General features: G+C 73.8%; 14 protein-coding genes. All 14 read right to left on the bottom strand.

Annotated elements, in window-relative coordinates; all coding sequences use genetic code 11:
* The 14 genes from OG948_RS49740 to OG948_RS49675 all read right to left on the bottom strand — a co-directional run bounded on the left by OG948_RS49740 (position 1) and on the right by OG948_RS49675 (position 17123).
* Positions 1 to 4356: a hypothetical protein gene (locus tag OG948_RS49740; RefSeq protein WP_331771659.1), complete on the bottom strand. Its 4356-nt coding sequence runs from the start codon at positions 4354 to 4356 to the stop codon at positions 1 to 3.
* Positions 4353 to 4805, bottom strand: coding sequence for a GPW/gp25 family protein (locus tag OG948_RS49735; RefSeq protein ID WP_331771658.1), 453 nt, complete (start codon positions 4803 to 4805; stop codon positions 4353 to 4355). Before OG948_RS49735 ends, OG948_RS49740 begins: the two co-directional genes overlap by 4 nt.
* Positions 4806 to 4807: 2 nt before the next feature.
* Complete coding sequence (locus tag OG948_RS49730; protein ID WP_026217775.1) at positions 4808 to 5086, bottom strand: PAAR domain-containing protein; 279 nt, start codon at positions 5084 to 5086, stop codon at positions 4808 to 4810.
* Between the two features lie 51 nt (positions 5087 to 5137).
* Positions 5138 to 5791, bottom strand: a complete 654-nt coding sequence (locus tag OG948_RS49725) for a phage baseplate assembly protein V (protein ID WP_331771657.1) — start codon at positions 5789 to 5791, stop codon at positions 5138 to 5140.
* Positions 5792 to 5887: 96 nt separating this feature from the next.
* Positions 5888 to 7108, bottom strand: coding sequence for a hypothetical protein (locus OG948_RS49720; RefSeq protein WP_331771656.1), 1221 nt, complete (start codon positions 7106 to 7108; stop codon positions 5888 to 5890).
* Positions 7105 to 7803, bottom strand: a complete 699-nt coding sequence (locus tag OG948_RS49715) for a peptigoglycan-binding protein LysM (protein ID WP_331771655.1) — start codon at positions 7801 to 7803, stop codon at positions 7105 to 7107. Before OG948_RS49715 ends, OG948_RS49720 begins: the two co-directional genes overlap by 4 nt.
* Positions 7800 to 8567 carry a hypothetical protein gene (locus tag OG948_RS49710; protein ID WP_331771654.1) on the bottom strand — a complete coding sequence of 256 codons (768 nt, stop codon included), beginning with the start codon at positions 8565 to 8567 and terminating at the stop codon, positions 7800 to 7802. The genes OG948_RS49715 and OG948_RS49710 overlap by 4 nt, the downstream gene beginning before the upstream one ends.
* Before the next feature lie 108 nt (positions 8568 to 8675).
* The gene (locus tag OG948_RS49705) at positions 8676 to 8897 is read right to left on the bottom strand and encodes a DUF6760 family protein (RefSeq protein WP_406300691.1); all 222 of its coding nucleotides are present in this window, start codon (positions 8895 to 8897) and stop codon (positions 8676 to 8678) included.
* Complete coding sequence (locus OG948_RS49700; RefSeq protein ID WP_331771653.1) at positions 8819 to 9211, bottom strand: hypothetical protein; 393 nt, start codon at positions 9209 to 9211, stop codon at positions 8819 to 8821. Before OG948_RS49700 ends, OG948_RS49705 begins: the two co-directional genes overlap by 79 nt.
* A 2-nt stretch (positions 9212 to 9213) precedes the next feature.
* On the bottom strand, positions 9214 to 9651 hold the full coding sequence (locus tag OG948_RS49695; RefSeq protein WP_331771652.1) for a phage tail protein: 438 nt from the start codon (positions 9649 to 9651) through the stop codon (positions 9214 to 9216).
* Between the two features lie 91 nt (positions 9652 to 9742).
* Positions 9743 to 11710, bottom strand: a complete 1968-nt coding sequence (locus OG948_RS49690) for a phage tail sheath subtilisin-like domain-containing protein (RefSeq protein ID WP_331771651.1) — start codon at positions 11708 to 11710, stop codon at positions 9743 to 9745.
* A gap of 13 nt (positions 11711 to 11723) precedes the next feature.
* Complete coding sequence (locus tag OG948_RS49685) at positions 11724 to 12644, bottom strand: Pvc16 family protein (RefSeq protein ID WP_331771650.1); 921 nt, start codon at positions 12642 to 12644, stop codon at positions 11724 to 11726.
* A 4-nt stretch (positions 12645 to 12648) separates the two neighbouring features.
* Entirely contained in the window at positions 12649 to 15081 is a 2433-nt protein-coding gene (locus tag OG948_RS49680) for a DUF4157 domain-containing protein (protein WP_331771649.1), read from the bottom strand.
* Entirely contained in the window at positions 15081 to 17123 is a 2043-nt protein-coding gene (locus tag OG948_RS49675) for an ATP-binding protein (RefSeq protein ID WP_331771648.1), read from the bottom strand. The genes OG948_RS49680 and OG948_RS49675 overlap by 1 nt, the downstream gene beginning before the upstream one ends.
* Positions 17124 to 17210: the final 87 nt, after the last annotated feature.

Genomic DNA, 17210 nt, shown 5'->3' with positions numbered 1-17210 from the left:
TCAGTACTCCCTTCCCGGGGATCGCGAGGATCGCGAACACCCGGCGGATCCCGGCGTTCCCGGGGCCTGTGGGGACCGCGGCGCCCCGACGGGCCGCGCCGCCCCCGGCCCCGTTCCGGCCTCCCCCGGCCCGGCGAGCCGCACCACGAGCGGTCCGGCACACACCACGGCGTCGGCGGCGACCGGCACCGCGTCGCCGGCGGGTACGCCGTCCACGGTCAGGTCCAGCGCGGTCACCACGTCCACGCCGGGCACCGCCTCCAGGCGCCGGGCCAGGTCGGACAGGTACACGCCCCGGCCGAACGGCCAGCCGGTCCCGGCCGGGCCGCCGTCCAGCGGGTGCAGGAAGCGAGCCAGGTCGGCGAGCACCGCGCCGCGCACCGGGCCCGCGTCGCCGGCCCGGGCCGGACGCACGGTGGCCGCCACGCCGATCGGGAAATAGCGCGCGCCCTCGACCACCAGTCGGGCCGCCGCCGGCATCCGCGCGCCGACCGCGTCCCGTACCCGGCGCAGCAGTTCGCCGGTCGGCTCCGGCCGGTCCGTACCGTCGCGCGGCACCACGACCAGTCGGATCACGCCCGGCAGCACTCGACCGTGCCGGTCGCGCGCGCCCAGCGCGCGGGCCGCCGCGATCGCCGGGACGGTCTCCCGGGCCAGCGCGGCCACGTCGCTCTCGGTCAGCGCGAGCCGGCGGTGTCGCAGCAGCGCGGGGCCGCGGCGCAGGACGTCCGGGAACGGTTCGGCGTCGGTGCCGCCGCTCGCGCCCCGGGGGTTGCTCACCGCGCCGACCGCGACCGCGCCGATCGCCTGGGTGATCGCGCCGGCGGGCACGTTGCCGACCGCGCCGCCGCCGGAACGGTACGAGCGCAGCCGCACGTTGTCCGGCCCCACCGGCGGAACCCGCCCGTGTCCGTTCCCGCCGAACAACACCCGCCCGGTGGCGTGGTCGCACACGTAGACCCGATCGGCCGGGCCGGCCAGTCCCAGCGAGGGAACTTCGTCCCAGCGCACCCAGACCTCGCTCACCCGGCCCGTGCGCGGATCGGCCACCGTGCGCAGCGCCGCGCCCGCCCCCTCGGCCAACTCCCGGCGCAGCAGCGGAAGATCGACGAAGGCGCGCTCGCCGTCCAGCTCGCGCACCTCCAGCACCGCGCCGTCCAGGACCGGGGTGCGCATGGCCTGGAAGACCTGTCCGGCGCTGCCGTCGGCCGAGCCGAGCAGTTCATCGGTGATCGTCTGGACCTGCTGCACGCGGGCCGCGTTGGGCACCAGCGCGCTCAGCACCGGTCGCGGGGGTTCGGCCTCGCCGGGGAAGCGGGCCCGGATCCAGGTGCGGGGTGTGCCGAATCGGGCGGGTGGCGCGTCGCGCAGTTCGCCGCCCGCGTAGGCGCGGGAGAGGCGGTCGCGCACGGTGAGCGTCTCGCCGTCGGCGCCGGCCACCAGCACCGGTTCGCCGCCGCGCGCGTCGGTGAGCAACAGCCGGTCGCCGGGCGCGAATCGGGCGGCGGCGCCGCGCCCGAGCAGGGTCACCGTGCGGTCCGCGGCGCCCGCGACGGGTGCCCCGGGCGGGCCGCCGGCGCCGGGCCAGAGCAGGCCGACCACGCCGCCTCGGGTGAAGCCCTCGGTGCCGTCGTCGCCGGCCAGGGGGACCCAGCCGGTGCCGTCGTAGCCCTCCCAGGTGGGTCGTACCGGGACCGCGTCGGGGTCCTCGCCGGCGGGCTCGACGTACAGGCCAAGGCGGTCGGCGGGCAGTTCGCCGTCGAAGCCCAGGTACAACGTCGGGGCGGTCTCGACCATCGGGCGAAACGGCGTGGCGCCGGGTCCGGGGAAGGCGAGGTCGGCGGTCAGGTCGGCCCACGCGTGGTCGTCGAGCGCGAGCGTGTGTCGCGGGTCCTCGGGCCCGGCGACGTGCCGGTAGAACACCTCGAAGCGGTCCAGCACCGGCGGCCGGGGCTCCACCACGGGCAGGAAGTTGAGCACGCCGGACTTGTCGGTCCAACTCACCTGACGCAGGAAGGAGAAGCTGCCGCGTTCCAACCGCGCGCGCAGCCAGCGGCGTTCGTCGCCGGTCACCGAGGTCGGCGCCCAGTCGCCGGGCACGGTGAAGTGCAGCGCTCCCGAGCGTTGCAGGGCCAGTACGGCGGGCGCGCCCGCCGCGCCGATCGCCCGCCAGCGGGTGCCGTCGTGGTACTCCCAGGTCACCTCGGGCGCGGTGAGCTGGTTGGGGATCTGCGCGCCGACCACGGCCTTGAGCAGGTCTTCCGGCGCCAGGTCCGCCAGCGCGGTCGCGATCGTGCGGGCCTTGGCCACCTGGGTGTCCACGGCGGTCCTGGCCGCGTCGATCCGTGCGGTCACGTCGGTCACGAACGCCTGGGGGTCGGCGCTGAGGAAGGACGGCAGCGGGGTGTCGGCCAGGTAGGGGGTGGGGGTGGCCAGGACGGTGCCCAGCGCGGACGCGAGCGCGCCGTGCGCGGCGACCACCTGGGCGTCGCTGCCGCCGCCGAGCGCCTGGGCGAGCGCGGCCCGGGGCGCGGTCAACGCGCTCGCGCCGGCGGACAGTTGCGCGGTGACGTCGGCGGTGGCCAGCAGCAGCCCCGCGCTCGCGCGTGGGGCGCCGCCGAGCGCGGCCAGCGCCGCGGCGAGGTCGGCGGCCGGGTTCGCGGCGGTCTGCGCGGCGGTGACGTGGTCGCGCGCCGAGCCGATGTTGCCGAACAGGCCGGGCTCGGCCTGCGCGGCGCCGCGCAACGTGGTCAGCGCGTCCCGCAGGTGCGTCTTGACCTGGGTGTACCACGCGGTCGGGTCCTCGCCGGACAGCGGCGAGACCACCGCGCGCCCCAGGTCTCCGGTGACCGCGGTCAACTCGGCCAACGTGGCCGCCACGGCGCGGATGTCGGCGACCGTCTTGTCGCGGAACGCCTTCGCGTTCTGTACCCCGCCGGTGAGTTCGCCGGTGCGCTGGTCGGCCTCCTCGGCCGCGGTGCGCGGCCGGCCGAGCACCACGGTGACCCGGGCGCCGGGCTTGGCGAACGCGGCGTCGCACGCGACGTGGAAGGCGCTGCCCCGTACCGGCGCCGGACCCAGCGGGGTGAAGGCCCGGGTCGGGTCCACCGCCTGCGCGTCGGCGACCGCCTTGTCCGGGGCCAGGCCGGTGCGCACGGTCAGGTCCAGGTGCGCGGGGGCATCGAGGGCGAGCGGCGCGGTCAGGTCGTCGGGGTCGTCCAGGACGAAGTAGTCGATGCCCGGTTTCGGGGTCGCCGTGCCGGCGGTGAAGGTGTCCGCGGCGGTGGGCGGCACGGTGACGCCGAACCGCACCGTGTGGCCCAGGTGCGCGGTCCCGATCGCCACCGGCGTGCCGGGCTTCGCGGTCGGGTCGGCCTGGCTCGCCGCGGTGGTGTCCCGGACGTGCACGGTCACTTCCGGCGGCGCGGTGGTGCCGTGCGCGGCGTGCACGGTGACGGTGGTGTCGGCACCGGTCGGCGGGCCGGTGAACAGCGCCAGGCGCGCGTGGGTGCTCACCGCCGCGAGCCGTACCCGCGCCACCTCGGGAACCACGAAGCCGGGTCGGCCGCTCAGCGCCGAGTCCAGCCGGGCGCGCAGCCAGTACGACTCGGTGCCCTCGACGGTGGTGGTCACCGCCGTCGCACACGGCGCCACCAGGCGTACGGTGCCCGAGCGGGTCAGCCCCGCGGTGCCGTCGCGGGACGCGTCGTCCCCGTCGCCCCAGGGCGCGAACGCCCGCCACGCGCCGCCGTCCCACCACGTCCAGGAGATCCGCAGCGGGCTCGACGCGGGTCGCCCCAGGACCAGGGTGATCTCCACGGTGGCCCGCCCGGCGAACGCCAGGAGCGTGTCGTGCGCCAGGTACAACTCCCGTACGGCGGGGCGCAGACCGGTGAACAGCGTGACCGGGCGCCGGGCCAGGACGTCGGCGGAGTGGTCGGCCGCGGCGTCCGCGCCCGGGTCCAGGCTCCACACCTCGACCAGCGGCGCGCCGGCCAGTGCCACCGTGTCCCGGGTCTCGAAGACCAGCGGCGCGTCCTGTCCCGGCACGCCGGCGCCCAGCCGCGATCCCGCGGTCACCCGGGCCCCGCTCACTCCGGGCAGCGGCTGGAGCAGGACCGTGGTGCCGGCGCCCTGTGCGGGCAGCAGCGACACCCCCACCATGTCCAGCAGGGCGGCGAGTTGCCGGTCCGGCAGGGCGGCCAGCCGTTCCTCCAGCGCGGCCAGCAGCGCGCCGAGTCCGTGTGCCACGCCCAGGGACGGCCCGCCCGGGGTCGGATGCCAGTCGGGTACCCAGCCGGTCCGCGCGGCCAGCAGCGCGGCCACCACTTCGGCGCGACCTCGTGGCGTGCTCACGTGGCCGCCCCTTCGTGCAGGTGGAACGGGTAGACGAGGTTGTAGAAGGTGTTGGTGGCGCGGATCCGGTAGTCGATGCGCACGTCCAGTCGGCCCGCCGCGCGATCGGCCACCGACACCTCCACACCGAGCACGTCGATGCGCGGCTCCCACGCGGTCAGGCCCTGTTCCACCCGCAGTCGCACGAGCGCGGCGGTGGCCGCGGTGACCGGCTCGAACAACATGTCCTCCAGGCCCGCGCCGAAGTCGGGACGCATCACCCGCTCACCGCGCCGAGTGCCCAGGATGAGCAGCACGGACTGGCGGACCTTCTCCGGCCCGGCCGCCTCGGCCGCCTCGCCGAGCGGGTCCAGGCGGGCCGGCGCGGCCCAGCCCCGGCCGAGCACGGCGGCGTCCGCGGGGGTGTGCTGCGCGGGGTCGGGATCGAGCGGCGCGTTCGGTTCGGCCATCGTCAGCCTCCGATCAGCACGGTCGGGACGCCGGCCACCACCGGTGCGCCGCAGCCGGCCAGGTCGCCCTGGCGCAGCGCGCCGCGACCGCCGACGAGCACCGTCGCGGAGCCCTTGGTGAACGGTGACGGCGGGTGGGCGGCGGGCGGCGGGAACGCGCACGCGTGCATGTCGCCCTGCACGGCGGCGGGCAGTCCGCCGATCAGCACGGTGGGCACGCCGGGTCCCGCGACCATGCCGGGGTGGCCGGTGGGGTCGGTGACGCGCGCTGCTGCGGGCACGGGTGCCTCCTCGAAAGTGATCGGTGGGTGCGAACATTCGTCCGCGAACGGTCAGTTGATCTTCACCAGGGCACCCTGGATGCTGCAGGTGGCGGCGGCCCGGATGTCCGCGCGGGTGGCCTTCGCCGCCAGGCCGTTGCCGGCCTCGACGCTCACGTCGAGCCCGCTCACCTCGACCGACCGGGTGCCGGTGACGGTCACCGCGCCGGAGGTGGTCAGCGAGATCTTCGCCGCGCCGCCGGCCACGGCCAGGGTGATCCCGTCGACGGACATCTCGATCGAGTGGCCCAGGGCGTGCGTGAGCGTGACCGTCTGGACCAGGTCGTCGATGGCCACCTCGTGGCCCACCGGCGTGCGGATGACCCGCTTGGTCACCGAGTCGGTGGGCAGGTCCACCGGGGGCCGCGAGGTCATCGTCCACAGTCCGCCGAGCACGTAGGGCTCGCGCACGTCGCCGTTGCGGAAGGCGACGAGCACCTCGTCGCCGGGCTGCGGCATGAACCACACCCCGGAACCGTCGCCGGCGACCGGCGCGCACACGCGTGCCCACGGCTCCACACCCGGCAGCCACGCGTACCGCACCAGTACCCGCCCGGCACCGGTCAGGTCCAGGTTGTCCACCACCGTGGCCGGCGCCACGCCGGTCACCCGGGGACTGTCGGACGCGTGGATGTCGTCGAGGGCGTCGAAGAGCGGTTCGAACATGCCGATCCTCCGAGGGGTCCGGTGGTACGTCGAAAACGGGTGGAAGCGGGTGCGCGGCCGGTCACCGGACACGTCACGGGAACGGCCCCACGACCGCTACGAGTTGGGCGCCGGCAACGACAACGGCCCGCCCTGGACCCGGACCGCGCCCTGGGACGCGGGCGGGATGCCGCCGAACCAGATCTCCTTGCGCAGTTCGAAAGAGGTGCGATAGCCGCCGCCGTCGAGCGTGTGCTGCGCCGACACCACCCGCCACAGGCCGCCGAACGTCTCTCCCACGCCCTCGATCCGCAACACCCGCCCGGCGCTGATCCGGGGGTCGCCCACGCATGAACCGCTCGCGGTGGTACGCCGGTTCAGCCTGGGCAGCAGCTTGGAGACGATCAGGCGCGGAGCGGTGGCGATGGTCACCGGTTCGTCCACCAGCAGCACCTGGCGGCCCGACGGCAGTCCGAACCCCGGGGCCACCTCGATGGACAGTGCCCGGCGGTCCCAGTCGTAGCCGACCGAGACGGTCAACTCCAAGCGCACCTCGGGCCGCCAGACCCGCACCGACACCCTCTCGATCTGCCCGACGGTGCTGATCCGGGGTGTGAACTCCATCAGCGAGCGCCCGTAGCGCAACGTCACGTCGGGCGAGAGATAGGCGGCGGGCGACATCAATCGGAGCACGTAGCCGGACGGCTCGCCGTCGTGCTCGACGATCAGCTCCCACGCGTTCTCCACCGCGATCTTCTTCAGGAAGTCGAGCGTGGTCTCGGACTGTTGGCGGCGCACCACCCGCTGGCGCATGCTCGGGTCCTCCAGCGAGGCCACCACGTCCACCGCGCCCAGGGCCGCCGACAGGAAGGCGCCCAGTGGGTCGAGCAGTGGGATCATGCCGTGTTCGACCGCCAGCAGCGGCGCGACCACCGCATCCGGCAGCGGCAACACGCCGAGTTTGGGCACCGGGACGCCGAACCAGCGCGCGGGCGACGCGGCGGCCAGGCGGGTGCGCCGGTCCTGGGCGACCACCCGCAACATCGGCATTCCGTCGGAGGGGAAACTCGCCTCGGTGCCGACCACTTCGCCGGTGAACAACCGGCGCGGCTCGTCGGGGGCGTAGCCCAGCGCGATGCTCACCTCGGTGTCCAACCGGAACAGCGGGTCGTCGAGCCAGCGCAGGCCCTCGTTGGCGAGCGAGACCTCCAATCGGTCGGCGTCGCCCATGCCGGTCTGGCAGGTCACGCCGGTGACCGAGCCGCGCAGCGCCGCCGGCGCCGGCCGCCCGGCGAAGCGCAGCCGCATCTCCGGGGCGTACTGCGGGAATACGCTCACGCGGGCACCTCCCGCGGCGGCGCGTCGAAGACCTCGTTCGTGCCCGGGTCCCGGTAGGGCAGCCGGGGCACGTGCAGCGTCGCGCCCACGGGCAGCGCGCGCGGGTCGTCCAGCCCGTTGTGCAGCGCGATCGGCCGCCACGCGGACGCGGAGCCGTACTCGCGCCACGCGATCAGTTGCAGGGTCTCGCCGGCGACCACGGTGTGCGCCTTGGTGTAGTCCGAGGTCTGCCGCTTGACCTCCTTCGCCTCCATGTCCACGTTGCGGAACTCGCTGAAGGTGACGGTCAGTCGGGCCCGCACCGGGGTGCCGTCCGGCTTGAACATCACGAACTTCTGCGCGACCCGGGTCAACACGCACGTGAAGGTCAGGCTCGCCCACGCGAACACCAGCGGCGGCGGCGCGTGCAGCGTGGGGTCGATGTCCATCAGGTCCACCACCCGGCGGACCAGGATCCGCACGTCGCTGCCCGCGCCCGCCTGGTCGTTGGCCTCCAGCGAGTCCAGGAACAGTTCCATCTCCAGCGTCCGCGCGTTGCCGTGCACGAACTGCACGACCGGCGCGGACAGCCCGGGGACCGGGAGTTGGGCGTAGGTGGTCTCCCGGTTGACCGTGTAGTCCTCCGGGTTGAACAACACCCGGGTGCGTGCGCCGGTGACGGTGTTGGTGATCGTCGCGCGTTCCATCACCGTCATCGGCTCCACCCCCGGCGTTCCTGCCGGGCGAGCACCCGACGGTCGATCTCCCGGACCACCCCGTCGACCAGCCGGGGCAGGTCGGCCGAGGTGAGCGCGGGCGCCGCTTGCGGATGGCCGTACCCCGGCTCGGCCCGGCCGCGCGCCGACGTGTCGGCCGGCGCGGTGTACGACTCGGCCGAAGTCGAGGCGGGCGCGGGGCGGGTGGGCACGGCCCACGTCAGGGCGCTCCCGGGCCGGCCGCCGGAACGGCCCTGCGGGGCCGGCCGCCCGCCGCGACCGGGCCACGCACCGGCCCGCGCCGGCTCCTCGACGCGCCGACCGCGGCCCGCGCCGCGCACGTACAACTCCCGTGTCACCCGAGCGCGTTCGGCCAACGCGCGGCCGGCACCCGCGAACACGGTGCGCAGCACCGGGGCGGGCAGTCGACCCGGCCCGGCGGAGGACGGCGAGTACGGCCCGGGGGTTTCGGCACGGGCGAGCGCGACCATGGGCGGCGCGGTCACCCGGACGTCCAGCCGCACATGCGCACAGCGCCGGATGTCCGGGATGTGGACCGACGCCGGGCGCGGGGCACGGGTGCCGGCCGGGCGCGGCAACGTGTGCAGGACCAGGCCGATTCCGGGCACCCGGGTCTCCACCCGGCCCGCGCGTCCATGGCCGGTGATCCCCGCGACCCGGGCCCGGACCCCGGCGAGCATCGCTGCCGAGGCCGATCGCACCGGCCATCCGGCCGCCGACGCGCGTACTCCCGTGACGGTCACGGTCTTCTCCCTTCGCGATGCTCGATGCCGGGTGTCACGTCGTGTGCGTGACCCGGGGTCGTGGCCTGCTCGATACCGGATGCGAAACGGTGCACGCGTCGCCGGCCGTCATGGCGTGCCGGCCGCCTCGTTGAGCCGCTGGTTGATGGCCGACACCCGCTCCACCCAGCGCCGGCGCTCGGCGTGGTCGAGGTCCATCAACTCGGCGTGCGACCAGTGCAGGTGGTAGGCGACGAAGGCGATCTCCTCCCTCAGCCGATCGACCGGATATCCACGGATCCCCCCAGGCGCTCGTGGCCCGTTGGGACCTCCTCGCCGCAGTTCGGGCACGACCCCTCCGTCGAACCGGCGGGCTCGTCCACGGTGTTGATCCGGTTGTAGAGCTCCTGGAGGTGCGCCAGGTCGGCGGCGAACAGGGTCTCGATGGTGCGTGGGGTGACCGTCTCGACGCCGCCCACGCGGGTGACCACCCGGCTGAGCAGGATCACCGAGAGGTAGGCCGGGTTGCGTTGCACCCTGGGGTCGGCCAGCGGCAGGATCTCGTCGGCGGCGGTGGCCAGCCGCATCGTGCCCTCGCGATGCAGCGCGCCGTCCTCGCCGAGCAGCCCGAGGGGCAGCGTGAAGTCGTGTTCGATCCGAAGCATGCTCACTGCACCCGCACCAATCCCTCGTGGACGAGTTCGAGCGTCTCGATCGCGATGTCGTCGGCCTCGGCGGTGAGCGCCGGCGCGGTGTACTTGGTCGGCCAGGCCCGGACGAAGTTCCACCGCGAGGTGACCACGCCGCGTCGATCCAGCAGCAACACCGCGCCGTTGCGGCGCAGGATGTCGCCCTCGACGATCTGCTGATGCCACTCGTACAACTCGGTGTCGGTGGTCATGCCCCACTTGAGCACGATGTTGGCGTACTTGGCCTGACCGGGGAACTTGTACGGGGTGATGTTCCATCCGCCCTCGCGGTGCTCCACCACGTCCACCGTCGCGTCGAGGCCGCTCACCTCGTGGAACCCGACCCGGATGATGCCGTCGAGTTCGACCTTGAAGTTGAAGTTGACAAAGGGATCCTGGATATCGCCTGTGCTCACGGCGTCCTCCGCTGCCTGTCCGTTGCCGATCGTGGGTGCTCGCGGGCGGCGCCCGCGGGTCCGGGTCCGCGCCGCCGCGCGGGGTCGGCCGCTACTGTTCGCTCACCTGCGCGCCGCCGTCCCAGATGCCGATCCGGACCACGATGAACTCCGCCGGATAGACCGGCTGTACGCCGATCTCGATGTAGAGCAAGCCGAGTTTGCGGGTGCTCGGCGGGTTCAACGCCTCGTCGATGCGGACGAAGAAGGCGTCCTTGGCCTTGGCGCCGAAGAGTGCGCCGTCCCGCCAGACCCGGGTGAGGAATTCGGTGAGGGTGTGCTTGAGCTTGCCCCACAGTTCCAGGTCGTTCGGCTCGAACACGGCGCCGCGCAGGCCCTGTTGGATCGACTCCTCCAGGAAGAGGAACAGCCGCCGCACGTTGATGTACTGCCAGTTGCGGTTGTTCGTGGTGGTCCGCGCACCCCACACCACCGGCGATCCGCGCCCGGGCAGGATCCGCAGCGCGTTGACGCCGTCCGGATTGAGCAGGCCCTGATCGGAGTCCAGGAGCCGGCGTTCGAGACCGAGCGCGCCCGCGATGCCGACGTTGGCCGGGGCCTTGTGCACCCCTCGGGTCGCGTCGGTGTGCGCGTAGATCCCGGCGATGTGGCCGGACGGGGGTTGGAGGACCACCATCTGCTTGGCCGGGTCGCGAAGTTGGATCCAGGGGTAGTAGAGCGCCGCGAAGCCCTTGTCCTGGTTGCCGCAGACGCTCGCGCGCTGCGCCATGACGGTCGGCACGTCGGCGCCCGGCACGCTGTCCAGAATGGCGAACCGGTCGTAGAGCTTCTCGCAGTGGTCGACGATCGCCTGTTGCGCGCCGACGTCGGTGCAGCCCGGGGCGAGCACGAGGCTGATCTCGTCGATCGGTTCGATCAGCGCCAAGTGCTCGACCATCTTGCCCGTCACATCGCCGAGGGACGTTTGCGGATCGTCCGCGACCGCCCCGGTCAACGCGTGCGTCCCGGCCGCCGGGCGCGGATCGCCGACCGGGATCGGGGCATCCGGCTCGAGCACGATCCTCAGGTAGGTGCTCGACACCGACGGGCCACCCCACCAACGCGGATGCAATGCCATCGTGGACAGGTTCGGGTACGTGATCTCCGCACCGTCGCCGTCGGTGACGGTCAGGTCGAACTCGGCCGTCGACACGCGGGTGGGCGCGGCGAGCTTGTACGCCTTGGTGAGCGGCTTGCGCAGGGTGAGCGTGTCGTTGGTGACCGACGCGACGATCCCCCACTCGGTACTCGTGCCGTCGCCGACCCGCACCGACGAGCCGATCGGGACCAGCGGTCGCAGCGCGATGCCAGGCGGGACGTTCAGCCGCAACACCGGGTCTCCGGCCGTGAGATCGTCCGAGGTCACCTTGCCGCCGACGAAGTCGGTCGTGCCGGACAGGCCCTGGTCGAGGACGATCGTGTCCGGCTCCTGCACCGACTTCACCCGCACCGTTCGGGTTTCCGTGCCCTTGGCCACGACCACCCGCTCACCGGCCGCCAGGTCGCCGACCGCGTTCACGGTGAGCACGCGTCGGGTGGCGTCGACCGCGGTGATGTCCGCTTTCCCCTGCACCACCGGCAGATCGGTGCCATGGCCGGCCGCCGTCAGCGCCTTGGCCAGCGCGCTCGAATCCACGATCCGGATCGAACCGCCCTCGCCGTCCGGGCCATCGAGCCGGGCCTCCACCCGGCCCACGACCGGCGCGCCCGATGCGCGGCCCGGCAGATCCTTGGCGGCGGGCTTGGCATTGCCCACCCGCACGACGAAGCACTGGGCGCCGCCATTGCGGAAGAACCCGTCCACCGCGAGCGGGAGGTGGTAGGGCACGTCGCCGCCGTCCACCGGCCGCCCGAACAACGCGGTGAACGCGTCCGCGCTGGTCACCAGGGTGGGTTCGGCGGTCGGCCCGTGTCCGCTGATGCCGATGAACGCCGCGACGCTGGTCGACACACCCTGGATGGGTGCGGCGGGCTCGGTCTCTTCGATGTAGACGCCGGGGTACGAGACCTGCACGGCCATGGCGGGTGTCCTCTCAGGTGAAGCGGAGTTCGATCAGCGCGTCGGGGGATCCGGGGATCCGGACCGCCTGCGGGGCGGGCGGCGGCAATCCGGCGGCGGTGACCCGCGCCCGGTACTCCCCCGGCGGGATGCCGACGAGCACGAACCGCCCGTCGCCGTCGCTGCGGACCCGGGCCACCACGAGCCCCGCCGGGTGGTAGACCACGATGTCCGCGCCCGGCACCGGCACCGGCGGCGCCGCCGGCCCCCCGGTCGCGTCGAGCACGAGGCCGCCCACGTCGGCGAGTTGTTCGGCGGAGCCGTTGCCGACCGGGGGTGGTACGCCGTCGTAGGAGGTGAGCACCGTATGCACGAAGCCGTCGATCCGTCGGTCCGGTTCCGGGACCGGCATGGTGACGATCAGGTAGACGGCGGGTCGCCAGGACGTGGCCCGTCCGACGGTTCCCCAGAACTCGGCGAGCTTGGTGAACCCCTCCGGTGGCACCACCTCCACCGGCAGCTCCGCCTCGCGCAACGTGGCGGGGACCTTGGCCAGTTGCTCGGGCGTCAGGATCGCCGAGGCGACCATCGGGTCGGCGTCCAGGAACACGGCCAGGACCGCGCCGAGCACGGTGTGCTCCTGCTCGGTGGCGGGCATCTGGGCGCTGTCCTTGGCCGCGTTCCACGCGGTGATCAGGTAGTGGCAGCGGATCCGCACGGGTTCGCGGCGCTCGACGGTCACCGAGCCGGTGGTGATCCGCCGCCGGATGTTCTGCCGCAGCGTCCGGTCCTCGCGCAGGTCCACCAGCGCGCAGTTGACCCAGACGCCGGTGCTCGCACCGACCCGTTGCCGCCAGTCGTCGTCCGGCGGCTGGAACCCGATCCGCGCACTCGTCAGCCCGGGCACACCGGCGATCAGGGTCTCCCGGATGATCAGGTCGAGGATGTCGATCACGCGCTCACCACTGGGTTCCCTGGTCGCGCATCATCTGCAGGATGCGCGGGGTCGGATTCGGCGGCTCCCACGCGCCGGGCAGGATCTGCGGATTGCCGAGCGGGCGGTCCTGCTTGCCCGAGTTGCAGGGCGTACAGATCCCGGCGAGGTTGCTCGGGTCGTTCGCCGCGGCCCGCGCCTGCTCGCGGGTGACGATGCCCGCCCCCATCGCGGCTTCCCAGTCCTTGAGCGCCGTGAGGTGGTCCGCCGCGGCCGAGGGACGGATCTGGCACATCTCACATACGGGGTGGGCGGCCCGAACCTCCTGCGAACGCTTGCTCCACTGGCGGGACGAGAGGCTGAGGCCCGAACGGTCGTACGCCCACTGCCCCTTGCCCGCGGCGGCCTTCTTCGCGGCGGCGGCCTCCTCGGCCGCGGCCTTCTTCGCCGCCGCGGTTTCCTTGGCCGCGGCCTTCTTGGCGGCCGCCGCTTCCTTGGCCGCCGCCTTCTTCGCCGCGGCGGCCTCCTTGGTCGCCGCCTTCTTGGCCGCCGCCTTCTCCTTGGTCGCCGCCTTCATCTTCGCCGCGGTCGCCTTCTTGGCCGCCGCCGTTCCGGACTTCGGGGTCGTCTTCTGCACCGGTGTCGGAGCCGCGGTGGCCGGCGCCGACCCGGGTTGCCCCTCGGCCGGCGCTGCGGTGGTCTTCGCCACCGTCGTCTTCTCGCCCGCGACCTTGGGCTTCGCGGCCTTGGGCTTCGCAGCTTTCGCGCCCGGACTCACCTGCGCCGGCGTGGTGTTCGCCGGGTCCGGGATCGCCGGAGTCGCAGCCGCGGGTGCCGCCGCGCCGGCCGTCGTCTTGCTCGCGGTGCCCTTGGCCGACGGCCCCTGACCGGTGGGCTTCTGCGTGCTGCCCTTCTCGGCCGCGGGTTTCGCGGCAGCGGCCTTCGGCGCGGCGGCGGGCACGGCGGGAGTCGCGGGTGCGACGACGTGCGCGGCCGAGGTCGGCGCCGGCGTCGCCAACGGAGCGTGCACGGCCTGCGGCGGCGTGGCCGCATGCGGCTCGCCGTGCGAGGCGGGCTGCTTCCCGGTCGTCGGGCCGGTCTTGGCCGCGCCCGATGCGGCACCCGCCGCCGGGGGCCCGCCGCCGGGCTTCGCGCGCCGGCTCGCGGCGGCCTGGAGCAGGATCTGGTGCAGCAGTGCCAGCAGCGCCTTCGCCAGGTCCTTCGCGTCCTGCTTGAGCGCCGCGTCCCGGTCCGCGCCGGCCGGCCGCCGCCAGTCCGACACGAGCCGCTTCACCACGGGCGCGAGCGTCAAACCGGCCAACGCGGCGTCGATCAGCAACATCGCGATCTTCTTGTTGGCGCTGCCCGCGCGCATCCCGGCCAGGGTGAGCACCGCGGCCACCACCTGGGTCCAGAAGTGCACGTCGGACGGCCAGCCGTCCGGATTGGCGTTGACGGCGTCGAGGATCGACTTGACGGCGCCGATGACGTTCACCGCCGCCAGAGCGACCGCGACTTCCTCGACGTCGATCGCCGTGAGTACTGTCTTCGCGGCGAGTTGCCCGAAGATCTGGCCCAACTCGCGGTCCGTGAACAGATCGTCGTTCTTCGGCGCTCGGGTCCCGAGGTTCTCGTCGTACTTCGCCTCCAGCCAGTCGCCGGCCGCGGTGACCTGGGACGAGATGACGGGTGAACCGGTGACCGGGTCGACCAGACCGGTGACCTTCGCCTTGTCCCGCACCGCCCGCAGCACCGCGCCACCGGTCAGCAGATCGGAAGCGACCTGGAGCCGTGCCTTGCCGTCGGCCCCCAGGCCCAGGGCCGAGGCCAGGTTGTCGACGCCGCGCTGCTCCAGGTCCTGCACGCTGTAGCGGAAGCCGACGACCGTCTCGACGATGGCGGCGCCCTCCAGGACGATGCCCTCGGCCACGCCCAGGTTCCTCAGGTCGGCCGCGCGGTTCTCCGCCTTGAGCGCGGCGACCTCCGGGTCCTCCTCGCTCTTCGGCGCGCGGGACACGCCGGGTGCGGTGCCGCCCGCGACGGGGGCGGACAGCCCGGCGGCGGCCCGTGCGCCCGCACGGTGCGCGGCGCCCTCGGCGGCGGTTCCGGAGGGGTGTACACCGCCGGGTCCCGGCGCCACGCCGCCGCGCCGTTGCTGTACCACGTGCGCGAGTTCGTGCCCGATCAGCGCGCGACCCGCGTCCGAGTGCGGGTCGTAGCGCCCCGGGCCGAACACGACATGCCGACCGACCGCGTACGCCTTCGCGTCGAGCCGATCGGCGGACGCCGCGGCATCCGCGTCGGTGTGCACGACCACATCGCCCAGCGACGCCCCGAACGAACGCTCCATCGGACCGCGCACCGACGCGTCCAGCGGCCGGGCGCGCTCGGCGCGGGACTCCAACTCGGCGGGCAGGTGCGATCCGCCGTCGCCGCCGGCCTTCGGAGCGGACGCCATCACACCACCCCGACCGGGACGGCGGCCTGCGGGGAGGGCCCGATCTTGTCGTACTCGCGCGCCATCGCCCGCAACACCGCCGCCCGGTCCACGACCCGGCCCTCGGCCGCCGCCAAGTGGGCCGCCGCGACCGCCACATTGTGGATGTGGCCACCGGACAGCGGGTAGCCGTCGGCGAGTTCGCCCAGGTCGAGGTCGATGTCGCGGGGCATTGCCGGCGGCCAGACGCGCTGCCAGATCCGCCTGCGTTCGGGGGCCTCCGGGAACGGGAAGTGCACGCAGTAGGTCAGCCGCCGGATGAACGCGTCGTCCATGTGGTGCAGCAGGTTCGTGGCCAGCACCGCGAGCCCGTCGTGGTCCTCCAACCGCTGGAGAAGATAGGCGACTTCGAGGTTGGCGTACCGGTCCCGCGCGTCGTGCACCTCGCTGCGCTTGCCGAACAACGCGTCGCACTCGTCGAACAGCAGTACCGCGTCGGTGCGCGCGGCGGCGGTGAACACCGCGTCCAGGTTCTGTTCGGTCTCGCCGATGTACTTCGACACCACCGACGCGAGGTCCACCCGGTAGAGCGGCAGTCCGAGCCGGCCCGCGACCAGTCGCGCGGCCAGCGTCTTGCCGGTGCCGCTGGGCCCGGCGAACAGCACCGACACACCTCGTCCCTGGCCGGGTCGCCCGGCGAACCCGTGCCCGTCGAGCACCATGCGATGGGCGCTCAGATGCGCGCAGACGTCGTTCAGCCGCTCGCCGACGTCGTCCGGGACGATCAGCGCGGACCAGTCGTCCGAGGTGGTCAACCGGGCTGCGAGTCGGCCCAGTTCGCCGCCGGTGACCTGGGCCGCGACGTCGGCCGCCTCGGCCGGCGTGGTGTGCAATTCGGCACCTGCCTCGGACCGGCCGCGGGCCCGGGCGGCGACCGCGTCCAGGGTGTGCCGCAGTTCGGCGCCGGCCAGATGGGTCCAGCCGACGAGCGGGTCGGGCCCGGTGCCACCCGTGACGCGCACCCCCCGATCGGCCAGCGCGGTGCCGAGCCCGCCGGAACCACCCACCGCCGGCGCCCGCCGCACGGGCAGCGACACCACACACTCGGCGGACAGTTCGGGTCCGGTGGGCGCGAGCGAGTCGGGGCCGCCGATCACGATCGTGTGGGTGAAGTGCTCCCACACCGACGCGGGTGGCATCACGGCGTGGGCGTCCACCACGAGCACGGCCTCGCGCAGCAGCGCCTCGGCGGCCAGCCCGCGCACGACGGCGGGCTCGGCCAACCCCTCGGGCCGAGCGGTCAGCACCCGGCGCCCGGCCCGTGCCACGCTCCACCACGCCAGATCCAGGCAGTTCGCCGGCGCCGCACCGTGCAGGTGGGTCAGCGTCGGATCATCGCCGGTCAGCCGGGCGACCAGCACCTCGGCCGCCTCGGGATCGACCACGCCGGCCGGCGCGTACCCGTCCAGGGTGGCGAACGGCGCCAGTTCGTCGGCGATTCGGGTCATCGCGAACAGCCGGCGCAACAACACCGCCGAGGGCCGCACCGCGCTCGCGTAGGAGGGCCCGGACCCGGCTCCGACCGGCTCGACCAGCCCGCGGCGCACCAGCGGTCCGGCCGAGGAGAGGCGGACCGCCACCGCCGCCCGATCCGCGCCGGTCTCGCAACACAGTCGGGCCAGCAGGTCGAGGGTCGGGTACGGCTGCCCGGGGTCGCGCTGCAACCAGCCGATCGCCCGGCCGAACGCGGGATCGAGATCGGGCGCGAACGCCAGTGCGACGACGGTCAGTTCGAACGCGTCGAACCCGGCGCGGGTCAACGGCCGGGTCACGTGGGCGGGCAGCGGCGGGGTGGTGATCGGCTCGGGCGCGGGGCGCGGCTTGCCCGACAGCGCGTGGTGCACCTCGCCGTACGACGGGTAGAGGCGTTCCAGCGAACTCTCCTCGTCCTGCCGGTCGATCGCCGCCACGGCCCGCGCGAGCACGTCCGCGATCCACCGCTCCAGATCGGAGAGGTCGGGAAAGACGGATGCGCTCGAATCGATCGAGGCGGTGGCGGCCATGTCGTGATCCTTGATCACCGGCCGCCGACGCGTCATCCACCCGACAGGACGATCTTTGCGCGCGGCGGGAGGAGATCCCCGATGGAT

Origin of the sequence: Embleya sp. NBC_00888, assembly GCF_045207655.1 — a bacterium.
Lineage (GTDB): Bacteria > Actinomycetota > Actinomycetes > Streptomycetales > Streptomycetaceae > Embleya.
The sequence above is the reverse complement of the archived record's forward strand: the minus strand, read 5'-3'. Positions and strand labels throughout refer to the sequence as shown.

Coding starts and splice junctions, on each gene's coding strand:
- OG948_RS49735 (WP_331771658.1), bottom strand. CDS start 4,805: ATGGCCGAACCGAACGCGCCGCTCGATCCCGACCCCGCGCAGCACACC.
- OG948_RS49700 (WP_331771653.1), bottom strand. CDS start 9,211: ATGCTTCGGATCGAACACGACTTCACGCTGCCCCTCGGGCTGCTCGGC.
- OG948_RS49675 (WP_331771648.1), bottom strand. CDS start 17,123: ATGGCCGCCACCGCCTCGATCGATTCGAGCGCATCCGTCTTTCCCGAC.
- OG948_RS49725 (WP_331771657.1), bottom strand. CDS start 5,791: ATGTTCGAACCGCTCTTCGACGCCCTCGACGACATCCACGCGTCCGAC.
- OG948_RS49690 (WP_331771651.1), bottom strand. CDS start 11,710: ATGGCCGTGCAGGTCTCGTACCCCGGCGTCTACATCGAAGAGACCGAG.
- OG948_RS49680 (WP_331771649.1), bottom strand. CDS start 15,081: ATGGCGTCCGCTCCGAAGGCCGGCGGCGACGGCGGATCGCACCTGCCC.
- OG948_RS49715 (WP_331771655.1), bottom strand. CDS start 7,803: ATGACGGTGATGGAACGCGCGACGATCACCAACACCGTCACCGGCGCA.